12 protein-coding genes and 3 tRNA genes are annotated in these 14,753 nt (G+C 57.1%); 8 read left to right on the plus strand and 7 right to left on the minus strand.

Annotation, left to right across the window (positions count from 1 at the left end; all coding sequences use genetic code 11):
- Nucleotides 1-5: 5 nt before the first annotated feature.
- The 4 genes from secE to rlmB form a co-directional block, all read right to left on the minus strand.
- Complete coding sequence (secE, locus tag E5201_RS07690) at nt 6-335, minus strand: preprotein translocase subunit SecE (RefSeq protein WP_140985473.1); 330 nt, start codon at nt 333-335, stop codon at nt 6-8.
- Between the two features lie 130 nt (nt 336-465).
- Nucleotides 466-541: transfer RNA gene (locus E5201_RS07695), tRNA-Trp, on the minus strand.
- Between the two features lie 118 nt (nt 542-659).
- Nucleotides 660-1,010, minus strand: coding sequence for a YbaN family protein (locus E5201_RS07700; RefSeq protein ID WP_140985474.1), 351 nt, complete (start codon nt 1,008-1,010; stop codon nt 660-662).
- A gap of 106 nt (nt 1,011-1,116) precedes the next feature.
- Nucleotides 1,117-2,028 carry a 23S rRNA (guanosine(2251)-2'-O)-methyltransferase RlmB gene (gene rlmB / locus E5201_RS07705; protein ID WP_246050479.1) on the minus strand — a complete coding sequence of 304 codons (912 nt, stop codon included), beginning with the start codon at nt 2,026-2,028 and terminating at the stop codon, nt 1,117-1,119.
- A 164-nt stretch (nt 2,029-2,192) separates the two neighbouring features.
- On the opposite strand from rlmB, the gene E5201_RS07710 reads away from it, so the two are divergent.
- The 4 genes from E5201_RS07710 to rnr all read left to right on the plus strand — a co-directional run bounded on the left by E5201_RS07710 (nt 2,193) and on the right by rnr (nt 6,179).
- Nucleotides 2,193-2,276, plus strand: a tRNA-Tyr gene (locus E5201_RS07710).
- A 54-nt stretch (nt 2,277-2,330) separates the two neighbouring features.
- Nucleotides 2,331-2,404: transfer RNA gene (locus E5201_RS07715), tRNA-Gly, on the plus strand.
- Between the two features lie 54 nt (nt 2,405-2,458).
- Entirely contained in the window at nt 2,459-3,649 is a 1,191-nt protein-coding gene (gene tuf, locus E5201_RS07720; RefSeq protein WP_140985475.1) for an elongation factor Tu, read from the plus strand.
- A gap of 199 nt (nt 3,650-3,848) precedes the next feature.
- Entirely contained in the window at nt 3,849-6,179 is a 2,331-nt protein-coding gene (gene rnr / locus E5201_RS07725; protein ID WP_140985476.1) for a ribonuclease R, read from the plus strand.
- A 186-nt stretch (nt 6,180-6,365) separates the two neighbouring features.
- Here rnr and E5201_RS07730 read toward each other — a convergent pair whose 3' ends face one another.
- Nucleotides 6,366-6,695 (minus strand): DUF1476 domain-containing protein, encoded by a 330-nt coding sequence (locus E5201_RS07730; protein ID WP_140985477.1) that lies wholly within the window; start codon nt 6,693-6,695, stop codon nt 6,366-6,368.
- Between the two features lie 252 nt (nt 6,696-6,947).
- Between E5201_RS07730 and purC the strand changes: the two genes are divergently transcribed.
- Genes purC through purL form a run of 4 tightly spaced genes read left to right on the plus strand, consistent with a single transcriptional unit; the run spans nt 6,948 to nt 10,853 of the window.
- Nucleotides 6,948-7,721, plus strand: a complete 774-nt coding sequence (gene purC, locus E5201_RS07735) for a phosphoribosylaminoimidazolesuccinocarboxamide synthase (RefSeq protein WP_140985478.1) — start codon at nt 6,948-6,950, stop codon at nt 7,719-7,721.
- Nucleotides 7,711-7,950, plus strand: a complete 240-nt coding sequence (purS, locus tag E5201_RS07740; RefSeq protein ID WP_140986082.1) for a phosphoribosylformylglycinamidine synthase subunit PurS — start codon at nt 7,711-7,713, stop codon at nt 7,948-7,950. Before purC ends, purS begins: the two co-directional genes overlap by 11 nt.
- 1 nt (nt 7,951) lies before the next feature.
- Nucleotides 7,952-8,623: a phosphoribosylformylglycinamidine synthase subunit PurQ gene (gene purQ / locus E5201_RS07745; protein ID WP_140985479.1), complete on the plus strand. Its 672-nt coding sequence runs from the start codon at nt 7,952-7,954 to the stop codon at nt 8,621-8,623.
- Nucleotides 8,624-8,645: 22 nt separating this feature from the next.
- Nucleotides 8,646-10,853, plus strand: coding sequence for a phosphoribosylformylglycinamidine synthase subunit PurL (gene purL, locus E5201_RS07750; RefSeq protein ID WP_140985480.1), 2,208 nt, complete (start codon nt 8,646-8,648; stop codon nt 10,851-10,853).
- A 64-nt stretch (nt 10,854-10,917) separates the two neighbouring features.
- Here the strand turns inward: purL and E5201_RS15005 are convergent, their stop codons facing one another.
- Nucleotides 10,918-12,990, minus strand: a complete 2,073-nt coding sequence (locus tag E5201_RS15005) for a lysozyme (protein WP_140985481.1) — start codon at nt 12,988-12,990, stop codon at nt 10,918-10,920.
- Nucleotides 12,991-13,118: 128 nt separating this feature from the next.
- Nucleotides 13,119-14,648, minus strand: a complete 1,530-nt coding sequence (gene mgtE / locus E5201_RS07760) for a magnesium transporter (RefSeq protein WP_140985482.1) — start codon at nt 14,646-14,648, stop codon at nt 13,119-13,121.
- Nucleotides 14,649-14,753 lie beyond the last annotated feature (105 nt).

Raw genomic sequence — 14,753 nt, forward strand, 5'->3', positions numbered from 1 at the left:
TTTCCTTAGCGCCCGATACTGATGAGGTAGTTGACCGCGAATCCGAGGCCACCGTCAATAATATAGAAAAATACCGCCGCAATCAAAACCATGATCAGAACCATTACCGTGGTGATCCAGGTTTCCTTGCGCGATGGCCAGCTGATCTTGCGACCTTCCTGACGGACCTCATTGATGAATTTTCCGGGGCTTGTGCGCTTTTTCGGCGCGGCCTCGGCTGACGCGCCGCCAGTCGTACCTGAGCCTGCGCCCGCTGTTTTCAAAGCGGCTTTGGCGATGTCTGAGCCCTTACGGGCGCTTTCCACCACAGGCTTATTCGGAGTTTTTTTCACCATTGGGCGCGGTTTCCGGTTTGCTATTGTTCGTTTCTTAAAGCCATTTCGGGCACTTTTTAGAGAACCAAAAGGCTTTTAAACAACAGAAATGAGGCTCGAAACCCATGTTTCAAGCCCCGATTATAAAAAATGGCAGGGGCAGAGGGACTCGAACCCACGACTTCCGGTTTTGGAGACCGGCGCTCTACCAGCTGAGCTATACCCCTGTATTCAGGTTCAGGACATGTTTTTAATCACACAACCACCTGAGAGGGCAGCCGTTTATCAGCGCTTTGACCCAAGAGCAAGGCTTAAGGCGAAGACAACTGTGAAAAGGTCTGTTTTTTATCGGGACGGCCGCGACAGCACATAAATCGCACACAGACCGCAGGCGATGGCAGGCGCAAAGGCCCAGTAACCGTCAATGAGAAAGTAGCTGATGACGGAGCTTACGGTCATGCCGCCGACGGCGAACATCTTGGCTCTGGGGCCGATCACGCCCTTTTCGCGGAAGGCGCGTACCGGCGGGCCAAATTGCGGGTGCGCCATGATTCGCGCCTCCCATGCCGGATTGCTTTTGGCAAAGATAATGGCCGCGATAATCAGGAAAATGGTTGTCGGCATGACCGGAAGGAACGCCCCGATCACCCCGAGCGCCACAAAAAACAGTCCCAACAAATTCAAAACTATTCGCATTCGCACTCAATGCCTGCATTTAACGCCACAGGCAACCACTACGCCCGATATCTATATATGACGTTTGAAAATGCCGGATTTTTCCGATAATCCGAATTTTTTGTTTTTAATAGTTTCGGCCAAGTGCCTCATATAAGGATATAGAGGTGGCGTGGCTGACATTCAGGCTTTCAAAGCCACCGGGCATGGGGATTTTCACCAGATGATCGCAATGTTCGGCCACGAGGCGGCGCAGGCCCTCCCCTTCCGACCCCATCACCAGCACCAGACCACGCGGGCCTGCGGACTTACGCCAGCCTTGTGTTTCCAGAACCTCCTGAAGCGTGCCTTCGGCCTCGCCTGCCAGTCCGAGCGAAACAAAACCGGCCTCAGCCAGTCGTTCCAGAGCGCGTGACAGATTCGTCACCTTCGCAAACGGTACGACATCCACAGCACCGGCCGCCGTTTTGGCCAGCACGCCCTGCATAACCGGTGAATGGCGGTCCTGCATGATCAGGCCTGAGGCCCCAAAGGCGGCACAGGTTCTGAAAATCGCCCCAACATTCTGTGGATCAGTGACCTGATCGAGCATGACCAGCACTGGCACGTCACGCGACAGAGCCGCTTCCATCAGCGAATCAATATCCGTGCCTTCGAGCGGCGGCGCATTAAAAGCGATTCCCTGATGCACCGCCCCTTGCGGTAAAAAGGCATTGAATTCGGCCATCGGCGTGACGCGCATATGCAGATCGGAACGCTTCAGCAGGGTCTGAGGCAGGCTTTTTTGCCGGTCTTCGGTCAGATAGAGCCGGATCGGCCCCTTGCGGGACATATTTTTCAGGCCCGCCTCAACGGCATGAAGCCCCCATACCCAGCCCTCTTCGGACACCTTAGGCTTATGAAAAGATTGCGGTTTTTCGCGACCTTCGTTACCTTTTGGTGGAGGGGCCTGACGGCTTTTCCCCTGAAATTGTGATTTTTTTCCGAAGTTTTGCGTATTACGCGCTGCGGGGTCGTTGCGTTCGCGTTTAATGGCCACTATAAGACGCGCTCCGATTTGAGGCTAAGGTCGAAACATTGGGAACAAGTGGCTCTCTTATTACGGGCATCCACAGAAACCCAAACGTTTTTTTGTTTTTGCACTTGTCCTTTTTCAAAAGGTTGAGTTAAAGAGCGACCGGTTTTAAAAATCGCCGTGCGTATGGGGGAATGTCCCGAGCGGCAAAGGGGGCGGACTGTAAATCCGCTGCGTAAGCTTCGCAGGTTCGAGTCCTGCTTCCCCCACCATCGCACGACCGAGAGAAACCGAACCGTAGACTGCAAATCACAGCCTGCAATCAGGCGGGTATAGCACAATGGTAGTGCAGCAGCCTTCCAAGCTGAGGATGTCGGTTCGATCCCGTCTACCCGCTCCATATCATTTTTAGATTTAACCTTAGCCCTTATGGGGCGATACGGAGCCTTGTCCTATGGCGAAGGAAAAATTCAACCGCACGAAGCCGCATTGTAACATCGGGACCATTGGTCACGTTGACCACGGCAAGACGACCCTTACCGCAGCGATCACGATGACGCTGGCAAAGTCCGGCGGCGCCGTCGCCAAGAACTATGCCGACATCGACGCGGCTCCTGAAGAAAAAGCACGCGGCATCACCATCAACACCGCACACGTGGAATATGAGACGGCTAACCGTCACTACGCCCACGTGGATTGCCCGGGCCACGCCGACTACGTGAAGAACATGATCACCGGTGCTGCTCAGATGGACGGCGCTATTCTGGTGGTTTCGGCTGCTGACGGCCCTATGCCTCAGACCCGCGAGCACATCCTGCTGGCCCGTCAGGTTGGCGTTCCGGCTCTGGTCGTGTTCATGAACAAGGTTGACCTTGTTGACGACGAAGAACTGCTTGAACTCGTTGAAATGGAAGTTCGTGAACTTCTGTCTTCCTATCAGTTCCCAGGCGACGATATCCCCATCACCAAGGGTTCGGCTAAGGCCGCTACCGACGGTGTGAACCCTGAAATCGGCGAGCAGCGCGTTCTCGAGCTGATGCAAACGGTTGACGACTACATCCCGCAACCTGCACGTCCTATCGACCAGCCGTTCCTGATGCCGGTTGAAGACGTGTTCTCGATCTCGGGCCGTGGTACGGTTGTGACCGGTCGCGTTGAGCGCGGTATCGTTAAGGTCGGTGAAGAAGTCGAAATCGTCGGCATCCGTCCGGTTCAGAAGACGACCTGCACGGGCGTTGAAATGTTCCGCAAGCTGCTTGACCAAGGTGAAGCTGGCGATAACGTTGGCGTTCTGCTGCGCGGTACGAAGCGTGAAGACGTTGAGCGTGGTCAGGTTCTCTGCAAGCCAGGTTCGATCACCCCGCACACCAAGTTCGTTGCTGAAGCCTACATCCTGACCAAGGAAGAAGGCGGCCGTCACACCCCGTTCTTCACGAACTACCGTCCTCAGTTCTACTTCCGTACGACGGACGTGACCGGTATCGTTCACCTGAAGGAAGGCGTGGAAATGATCATGCCAGGCGACAACGCCGAGCTTGATGTTGAACTGATCACCCCGATCGCCATGGAAGAGAAGCTGCGCTTCGCTATCCGTGAAGGTGGCCGTACCGTCGGCGCCGGCGTCGTGGCGAAAATCGTCCAGTAAGCAGGGTCGCGACCCTGCACCCGTAACAGGGCGCAGGTGTCAGCCTTGAATACAATTAACCCCCGCCAGAGCAATCCGGCGGGGGTTTTTGTTGGTTTGGAAAGCGCCACTTGCCTCGGGGCTGATGGGTGCAGGGTCCAAGACCCTGCCCTGCCAAAATAGCTATCGTCTTTGAGGCAAAGTCTGTACACTTCGACTCATGAGTAAACTTCCCCTTATGCCGCGCAGCCCTCAGGGCTTACCCGATGATGATACCCTGCTTGAGGTGCTGAAAACCTCACGCGATGTCGATGTATCGGCGCTGGCAAGACATTTCGGCCTTAAGGGCGAAGAACGCCGCCTCTTGCGTCACCGCCTGAAAGCGCTGGCCGAAAAAGGTAAGATCGACAAACAGAGCCGCAAGACCTTCTCAGCCGTTGGCGTCCTGCCGGAAACCGGCGTGGCCGAGGTCGTGGAACGCGATGTCGATGGCGAACTTTGGGTGCGCTGGGGCAAGGATGAGGCGGGCAAGGCCCCTCTGGCCCGGCTGGCACCGCTGAAAAAATCTGTCGCCCAGACTCCGCCAACGCTCGGCGACCGCATCTATGTGCGGTTTGAGAAAGCCGACGACGAATGGATTGCGCATCTGGTGAAAATTCTTGATCAGGGCGCGCCGAAGCTGGTCGGTGTGGTGCGTATCGGCAAGCGTGGCAAGATCAAGGAGTACCGCCTCGAAAGCGTGGATCGCAAATCGCGCGATAGTTTTGTGCTGGTGGCCGGCAATCTGGATGACCTGAAGGACGGCGATGTCGTCATGGCGTCGCCGCAAGGTGGCACCCATCGTTATGGCCCAAAACCGGCCAAATTGCTTGAGGTGATCGGACAGGAAGACAGTCCGCGCATCGCCTCGATCATGGCTATCCATGCGCACGGCCTGCCGGTCGGTTTTCAGACCTCGACGGTCAAAGAAGCTGAAGAGGCGAAAGCGCCTGATCTGGGCAAGCGTACCGATCTGCGTGACCTGCCGTTCATCACTATCGATCCGCAAGACGCCAAGGACCATGACGATGCCGTCTATGCGCATGCGGATGATGATCCGGCCAATGCGGGTGGTTATGTTGTCTGGGTGGCCATCGCCGATGTCGCCCATTATGTGAAATCAGGCTCGTCACTGGATCGTGACGCGCGGGAAAAGGGCAATTCGACCTATTTCCCCGATCGCGTGGAACCGATGTTGCCGCATGTGTTGTCGGCGGGGCTGTGCTCGCTGCAGGAAGGCGAAAATCGCGCTACATTAGCCGTGCGCATGGTGTTTGATGCTTCGGGTAAGAAAATCAGCCATAAATTCGTGCGTGGCCTGATGCGTTCGGCGGCGAAGCTGAGTTACGAACAGGCCCAAAGCGCCATCGACGGTAACCCCGACGACAAGACCGCGCCGCTGCTTGAGCCGCTTCTGAAACCTTTATGGGCGGCGCACGCCTGCCTGTCGAAGGGCCGCAAGGTGCGTCAGCCGCTGCACATCACCTCAACCGAACGCAAGGTGCAACTGGATCCTGAGGGCAACGTCATTGCCATTACGCCGCGCGTCCAGCTTGAGGCCCACAGCCTGATCGAAGAAATGATGATTCAGGCCAATGTCTCGGCCGCAGAAACGCTTGAGAAGCACCGCTCGCCGCTGATTTACCGCGTGCATGAGCCGCCTTCGCTGGAAAAGGTCGGCAATCTGGCTGACTTTCTGTCGACGCTGGGTCTGCCGTGGAACAAGGGCGAACCGCCGCGTACCGACCGGTTTAACAAGCTGCTTGATGCGCAAAAGGACGGGCCGCACGCCGACATCATCAACGAAGTCGTTCTGCGCACCCAGATGCAGGCCCATTACTCGGCGGAAAACGCCGGTCACTTCGGGCTTAATCTCGACCGTTACGGGCACTTCACCTCACCTATTCGTCGCTATGCCGACCTTACGGTGCACCGCGCCCTGATCCGCGCACTGAAGCTTGGGGATGATGGCCTGACGGACTATGAGATGAAGACGCTGGCTGATACGGCGGAACATATCACCACCACCGAACGGCGGTCGATGCAGGCCGAACGCGAAGCCATTGAGCGTTATGTCGCCTCGTTCCTTGAGGACAAGGTCGGCGCGACTTTTGAGGGCCGCATCGTCGGCGTCACGCGCTTTGGTATGTTTGTCAAGCTGCTGGAGACCGGTGCGGACGGCATCATTCCGGCCTCCAGCCTGCATGACGACTATTACATTCACGACGACAAGGCCCATGCGCTGGTGGGGGAACGCCATCACCGCCGCTGGCGGCTGGGGCGGACGATTGAGGTGGAACTGAAAGAGGCCATGCCCATGACCGGCGGTCTGGTCTTCACGGCCCTTTCCGAGCCGGAAGCCCCCGATCCCAATGCCCCCCGTCCACGCCTGGGGGTCAGGTCACGCACCGAGACACTCCGCCGTACCCCCGGCAAAGGTGGGCCGAAGGGTAAAAGTGGTCGCCCCAAGGGCGTGACCGAAAAATCAAAGGGTAAAAAGAAGAAACGCTAGGCAGGGCCTCAGGCCCTGCACCCGTCAGCCCCGAGGTAGACGGTGCTTTTCAGGATAAAGACCAAACGACAGTGACTGTTGAATCTTTCATGCTCCCCTAACTTGTTGGGGGAGCATGAGAGCCAAACACATAACAAAAAGGCTCCGCATTGCGGAGCCTTTTTTAGAATCCAGTTAGCGAAAAACTTAGCCTTCTTGCTCGCCCTTAAGGGCTTCGCGGGCTTGCGCCAGATATTCGGCGACCTTGGTGCGGACTTCGCCTTCGGACACCGTCAGGTTCGAGGCCTTAAGGTCGCCCAGAACCTTGCGAATCACATCCTCTTCGCCGGGCTGCTCAAAATCGGCGCGCACGACGGCCTTGGCATAGTTTTCAAGGCTGTCGCCGGTCAGACCCATTTTTTCGCCGGCCCACAGGCCTACCAGCCGGTTACGGCGGGAAACCGCCTTAAACTCAAGCTCCGCGCTATGGGCAAACTGTGCCTCAAAACCCTTGGAACGATCATCAAATGTAGTCATAGCGATAAAACCTCAGTTACATTGATGGTTTTAATCTGCGCAAAGTCCATAAGCAACACAAACCGTCATTTACATCGTAAAAGATTTTGATTATTTGCAGCCTCAGTCCGCATCCCTTAGGATGCCCCCAGCCGTTTGAAAGGCTCTTTCCGGATCAGCTTTCGTAAAATCCCTGTCGTCACTATATGACGACTACGGACAGTTCGGAATGCCCCGTGATCCCTTTCAGCCCATTGACCGGAGATGGCCGTTATGACGACCCGTCGCAAAAAAATCTACGAAGGCAAGGCCAAGATCCTGTACGAAGGTCCTGAGCCAGGCACCCTTGTGCAATATTTCAAGGACGATGCCACCGCCTTTAACGCACAGAAAAAAGCTGTGCTTGAGGGTAAGGGCGTCATCAATAACCGCATTTCCGAATTCGTCATGACCAAGCTGACGAATATCGGCGTGCAAAACCACTTCATCAAGCGCCTGAACCTGCGTGAGCAACTGATCCGCGAAGTCGAGATCATTCCGCTTGAGGTCGTGTGCCGTAACGTCGCCGCCGGTTCGATTGCCAAGCGCTTTGGTATCCCTGAGGGCCAGCAGCTGCCGCGGTCGATCATCGAATTCTATTATAAGAACGATGCCCTCGAAGACCCTATGGTCACCGAAGAGCATATCACGGCCTTTAACTGGGCGCAGACACCGGAAATTGACGACATTCTGGCGACCACCCTACGTGTCAACGACTTCCTGTCGGGCATGTTCGCGGCAGTTGGCATCACTCTGGTCGATTTCAAGATCGAATATGGCCGTGTGTTTGAAGGCGACTTCTCACGCGTTATTCTGGCGGACGAAATCAGCCCCGACTCCTGCCGTCTGTGGGATGCGACCTCGGGCGAAAAGCTCGACAAGGACCGTTTCCGTCGCGACATGGGTAATGTTATCGAGTCCTATGCCGAAGTGGCCAAGCGTTTAGGTATCATGGGCGACATGCCCCGCGTTATTGAAGGAGGCTTTGGCAATGACGCTGAAGGCTAAGGTTCATATTTTTCTGAAAAATGGCGTTCTGGATGTTCAGGGCAAGGCCGTTGAGGGCGCACTCGGTGGCCTCGGCTGGACGGACGTGTCAAACGTTCGCGTCGGTAAGGTGCTTGAGTTCGATCTGAAGGCGTCCGACAAGTCCGCCGCCGAAACCGAGGTCAAGGCCATGTGCGAAAAGCTTCTGGCCAACACGGTTATCGAATCCTATCGTATTGAGGTTGCGTAATATGAAAGCCGCCGTGCTCGTTTTCCCCGGTTCGAACTGTGACCGCGACTGTAAGGTAGCGGTGGAAACCACTACCGGTGGTCACGTCGATATGGTCTGGCATCAGGAAACCGCCCTGCCCTCAGGTCTGGATCTGATTGTCGTTCCCGGCGGCTTCTCTTATGGCGACTATCTGCGTTGCGGGGCGATGGCCTCGCAATCACCGGTCATGGCCGAGGTCGCTAAGGCGGCTGAACGCGGTGTGTCAATCTTAGGTATCTGTAACGGTTTTCAGATCCTGTGTGAAAGCGGGCTTCTGCCCGGTGCGCTTTTGCGCAATGCCGGTCTGAAATATATCTGCAAGCCGATTGAACTGACGATTGAAAACCGTAATACGCGCTTCACGTCGGCCTATGGCGACGAACAGACGATCTGGATGACGCAAGGCAATGCCGATGGCAATTTCTTTGCCGATGCCGACACCCTTCAGAGCATCGAAGACAATGGTCAGGTCGTTTTCCGCTATGTGGAAAACCCTAATGGCTCGATCAACAATATTGCCGGTATCGTCAACAAGGCGGGCAATGTTCTGGGTATGATGCCACACCCTGACCGCGCCTTTGAACCCTCACTGGGTTCGGCCGACGGGGCCCCCCTGTTCCACAGCCTGCAACGTCTTTTGCAAAGCGCCTGAGTTTCCGAGACAATTGACCATCATGAGCACCACCAAAACCATCGCTGAATACGCCGCCGAATACGGTCTTAAGCCCGACGAATATCAGGTCATTCTCGACCGTCTGGGCCGTGAGCCGAACTATGTTGAACTGGGGGTGTTCTCGGTCATGTGGTCGGAGCACTGCTCGTACAAATCCTCACGGCTGCACCTCAGGAAATTCCCCGTCACGGGCGACAAGGTCATTTGCGGTCCCGGTGAAAATGCGGGTATTATCGATATCGGTGAAGGCCCCGATGGCCAGAAGCTGGCCTGTGTTTTCAAGATGGAAAGCCACAACCATCCGTCCTATATCGAACCCTATCAGGGCGCAGCCACCGGTGTTGGCGGCATCATGCGTGATGTGTTCACCATGGGTGCGCGTCCGGTGGCGCTTCTGAACGCCCTGCGTTTCGGTGAGCCTGACCATCCCAAAACCAAGCGTATCGTCGAAGGCGTGGTCGCGGGTATTGGCGGTTACGGTAACTGTGTCGGCGTGCCGACGGTCGCCGGTGAAACCAACTTCCATTCGGGCTATAATGGCAACTGTCTGGTCAACGCCATGTGCGTGGGTCTGGCTGATGCCGACAAGATTTTCTATTCTGCTGCGCCGGAACCCGGTCTGCCGGTGGTTTATTTCGGCTCGAAAACCGGTCGCGACGGCATTCATGGTGCGACCATGTCTTCGGCTGAATTTTCCGAGGACTCCGAAGAAAAGCGCCCGACGGTTCAGGTTGGCGATCCGTTCGCTGAAAAGCTTTTGATTGAAGCGACGCTTGAACTGATGGCTTCAGGTGCCGTTGCCGCCATTCAGGATATGGGCGCCGCCGGTCTTACGTCTTCATCGGTCGAAATGGCCGGTAAGGGCGGACTGGGGATCACGCTTGATCTCGACAAGGTGCCGCAGCGCGAAGAAAACATGTCCGCCTATGAGATGATGCTGTCGGAATCTCAGGAACGCATGCTGGCCATCCTCAAGCCCGGCCGCGAAGAAGACGGTTATCGTATCTTCAAAAAGTGGGGTCTGGATGCCGCCGTGATCGGCGAAACCAATACTTCTGGCCATATTGTCCTGACGCATAAGGGCGAAGTCGTCTGCGATCTGCCGCTGGGTCCGCTGTCGGACGATGCGCCGCTCTATGACCGTCCGTGGGTCGAGCCTGACACGCAGGCGCCTCTGACGCGCGTGCCGGTGGCTCCCGTCGGTGATGCCTTGCTGACCATCCTCAAAAGCCCTGACATGGCCTCAAAGCGCTGGCTTTGGGAGCAGTATGACCGTCACGTCATGGCTGACACGCTGGCCGATTCCGCCACCGGTGCCGATGCCGGTATCGTACGCGTCCACGGCACCAAGAAGGCGCTGGCGGTTACGTCTGACGTCACACCGCGCTATGTTCAGGCCAATCCTTATGAGGGTGGCAAGCAGGCCGTGGCCGAAGCGTGGCGCAACCTGACCGCCGTGGGTGCTGACCCGATCGCCATCACCGACAATCTGAACTTCGGCAACCCTGAGCGTCCGAAGATCATGGGCCAGATCGTCCGCGCGATTGACGGCATGGCCGAAGCCTGCCGCGTGCTGAATTTCCCCGTCGTGTCGGGCAATGTGTCGCTGTATAATGAAACCAACGGCGTCGCTATTCCCCCAACCCCGACGGTTGGTGCTGTGGGTCTTATCGAAGACTATGAGAACCGTATCGGCTTCAACAGCCTGAAAAACGGTCAGGTCCTGATCCTCATTGGTGATACCAAGGGTGAGCTTGGTTCATCCATCTATCTGCGTGAAGTGCATGGCCTTGAGGAAGGCGCACCGCCACCGGTCGATCTGGAACTGGAAAAGCTGAACGGTGATTTCGTCCGCAGCCTGATCCACACCAAAACCGCCAAGGCCGTCCACGACCTGTCTGACGGCGGGCTTTTGACGGCAGCCTTTGATGTGGCGGCGGCGTCAAATGTCGGCATCGAGTTGAAAAACCCGACTGACCTCGAAGACCACGTATTTGCCTTTGCCGAAGATCAGGCACGTTATCTGGTGGCAGTTGATGAAGCTTCGGCACATCTGGTGCTGGCACGGGCCGCTGAGGCCGGTGTTGCGGCCCAGACGGTCGGCGTTGCGACGGGAACCGATCTGGTGCTGGCCGGTGCGGCCTCGCTTTCGCTTGAGGCGTTGAAACAGGCGCACGAAAGCTGGTTACCTGCCTATATGGGCGCTTAAAAAATGAAAACGGCGGAGATCAGTCTCCGCCGTTTTTTTTGCCTTGTTGCTGCCTGCGTGTCGCTTAATCCTTAAGGCCCCCCAGACGTTTCAGGATCAGATAGACCGAAACGCAGACGCAGATAATGCCAATGACCGCCAGAACGCTTGAGATAACGGTGAACTGCTCACTCTGCCCCTGCCCTATATTGACGTCGCTCTGAGACTGATAATAGGACGCTGTCGCCCCCCCAAGCGCCGCCAGACCGACCACCGAGCTGATGATCCACAACAGGGTCGAGGTAAACATCTTCCAGACGCTTTGGCCCCCTCCCTCCTCATTGGCCTCATCCGCCGACAGGGCCACACGCCCGTCTTCGGTTATCCAGTCGTCATCGTCATCAAATACCGGATCGGTTTGCTCCGACATGGACGGCACATAGTCCACCATCAGGGAGGTGCGCTCCGGTGCCGGCACCTCGGTTACCTGTGATGCAGGCGCTGACTCTGGCGCTGTCTGGCCGGGCAAGGGACGCTGCAACTGATCGCGCCAGTGTGGCACAACAGGTATATCGGCAGGCACAGGAATAACCGGTTTGGATGCCGGCGCGACCACATCAACCTGTGTCTCTGCGCCGGAATCCGCATCCGTCAGCGGTTGCGCCGACAGTTCAAACGCCGCTTGCTGCGAATCTGTTTGGATTTCCGGTGTTTGGGCGACTGATGGCGCAGGCATGGTCATTGACAGTATCCGGGCCGGTACAGGGTCCGGTTTATCCCCGTCATTATGCAGCTTAACGAGTGTGCCGCCCATATTGGCATAGGGCGAATAGAGGCGCATCAAAGCCGCGGCCGCCTCGGCCTTGCGGGCCTCTTCTTCCTTTTGCGCAGCGTCTGCCGCCGCCTGTTCGCGGGCCAGATTTTCCGCCGCCACAAGTTCAGCTTCGAGACGTTCCGTTTCAAGACGCTCAGCCTCAAGCCTTTGCGCCTCTTGTGCCGCTTCTTGAGCCGCTTCTTGGGCGGCGGCTTCCTGAGCGGCTTCTTCGGCCTGCAACTGCTCAAGTCTCAGAGCTTCGGCAGCCTGCGCTTCGGCGACCTGTCGGTCACGCTCACGTGCCTCCTGCTCGGCACGCAGACGGGCCTCAGCCTCAAGGCGTTCCTGATCCAAGCGGGCTTCCTCTAAACGGGCCTGCTCTAAACGCTCATACTCTGCACGGGCAAAGCGTTCGCGCTCAATCCGTTCGGCCTCCTGACGGCGCAGCACCTCAAGGCGGGCCTCCTCAGCGATACGCGCCGCCGCCAGTGCCTGCGCCTGACGCAGGGTTTCCTGCCGCAACAGCTCTTCGCGTTTTAAGACCTCCTCACGGATGCGGTTTTCCTCGGCCAGCCGCAATTGCTCAAAGCGCTGCGCCTCATAGCGGCGCTGCTCGTCTTCGCGTTGCTGCGCTTCGGCCCTGAGCCGTTCGGCCTGTCTCAGCTCCGCCGCTTTCTGCGCCTCAAGACGCAGATACTCGGCCTGAAGGGCGGCGTCCTGATCGGCCTGACGACGGGCGGCGTAACTGTCCTGAACAGGGGTCTCAGCAATGTCGGCCACGCGTACAATAACGGGCTTCACGGGCGGCGACACCGGAGCTGTGGGCGCGGGCATGGACGGTCTGATGGCCCCCGGTGCGATCATATCGGCGTCAATTTCAACACCACCGTCATCAGGCGTCAGAAACAGGGTCTTTTCCGCCGCCCGACGCCGTACCAGCGGCGCCAGCACATAGGTCTGACCGTTATATTCCGCACTTGTCCAATTATCCATGGCCTGAGCGGCCTCGGTGATGCGCCCCTCATTGATCCGGCGCAACACATCCGATGTCACAAGATTTTCGATGCCAATATTAAAGGCAAAGGACACCAGCGCATCAAACTGGTTCTGATTGATCGGCGTATGCACAAGATTATTCAGACCATCGACCACAGGCAACAGGTCAAAGCGCAGCAGGGCATCGGCATCTTCGGCGGTAACGTTTGCGCCTTCGCGGGCAGAATAGGTGTGGCCATAGCCGATAGACCAGCGACCGTCGACCAGACGTGTCGCCTTTTGACGCAACCCCTCGAAACTCTTGATCAGCTCGACTCCGGCGCGGGAGACTTTATGTCGCGCTCTCATCACTCATCCTGACCCAAAACGGAACACCCCTACAGGTTAAGCCCTGTCTATAGCAAGGCATGGGCCTTTGCACGCCACGCTTCGGATTCAGGGTTAACCATTGCAACTGACCATAGGGTCGCGCCGATTTACAACAGAATTATTGCCGCCAGCGCCAGGAAACTGAAAAATCCCATGCAGTCCGTTACCGCCGACACAAAAATCGGCGAGGCGACCGCCGGATCACGCCCCAGACGCGACAGGGTCAGGGGCACCAGCGTGCCCGCCAATGCTGCCGCGGTCAGGGTGATAACCACCGCCAGACCAATCACCAGCCCCAACAGCAGACTGTGGAACCACAGTCCCGCCACCAGCCCCAGCAACAGGGCAATAGCCACACCATTGACCAGAGCCACCCGCACCTCGCGCCATACGGTTCTTATGGCATTGGCGGTCGTCAGTTCACGTGACGACAGGGCGCGCACGGAAACCGTCAGGGCCTGCGTGCCTGAATTACCGCCAATAGAGGCCACAATCGGCATCAGAACCGCCAGAGCCACCAGTTTGGTGATCTCGGCCTCAAACAAAGAAATCAGCCATGAGGCAAAAAACGCCGTCAGCAGATTGAGCGACAACCACGGCAGACGCGCCCTGACCATTTCCCAGAGATCGGCGTCACGGCCTTCACTTTCGGAAACCCCACCCAGCGCCAGAATGTCTTCGCGGCTTTCTTCCTGAATGATATTAACAATATCATCGACCGTGATCTGACCGACCAGACGCCCGCCGGCATCAACGATCGGAGCGGAAATCAGGTGATATTTACCGAAAATATAGGCGACTTCTTCCTGATCGACATCGACCTGAATTTCGGTCACCGGTTCCATTACCGCCGACAAGGGCGTATCGCGGGCGGTGCGCATCAGGAGCGACACCGGCAAGGCCCCGATAGGCCGATGACCGGGATCAATCACATAGACGTCGAAAAACAGTTCCGGCAGATCGGCGGCATGGGCGCGCATATGGTCTATGGCCTGACCGACATCCCAGAAATCAGGCGCCGCCACGACTTCGCGCTGCATCAGGCGACCGGCGGTTTCTTCCTCGAACGACAAGGACGTGACCATGGCCTCACGATCAGCCTCGGTCATGGCCGCCAGAACCGCCTTTTGCTGATCGGCTTCCATGTCCTCAAAGACCGCTGCGGCGTCATCGGAATCGAGTTCCTGAAGCACCTCGGCCAGATCATCGGGACGGAGGTTTTCGACCACCTCTTCGCGGATGCCGTCATCAAGTTCGGGCAAGACCTCAGCCAGCAGGTCGGCGGGTATCCACGGGATCACCTGCTCACGATAATCGGCAGACAAAAAGCCCATCAGATCGGCAATATCCGCCGGATGCAGCGCATCAAGCAGTTCACGCAGACGCATCCCGTCGCCGCGATCCGCCGAATCGATCACCAGCGCGATATATTGCGGATTAAGGGCGTAGTCGTCCTGAAGGGCGAAATCTTCGATGTCTTCGGGGGTATTGAGCGGCGGCAGATCATCATCCTGAAGCCGCGCTTCGGCGATTTCCGCCTCCGTCAGGCTTTTCAGCGAAATGAAACGCAGGTCGTCATCTGGTTTATGGTCAGGTGTTCTATGATCGAGTGTTTCAGGGCCGGGTTTTTGAGACATGAAACCACCCTCCCCTGAAAGGCTTAAAAATAAGGCATTAAAATCTTTGTCAGAATCACCTGAATCTTCAAAGATTGCAACCTGTTTCATCACTCTGTGACGAGG

Source organism: Asticcacaulis tiandongensis (assembly GCF_006475605.1).
Lineage (GTDB): Bacteria > Pseudomonadota > Alphaproteobacteria > Caulobacterales > Caulobacteraceae > Asticcacaulis > Asticcacaulis tiandongensis.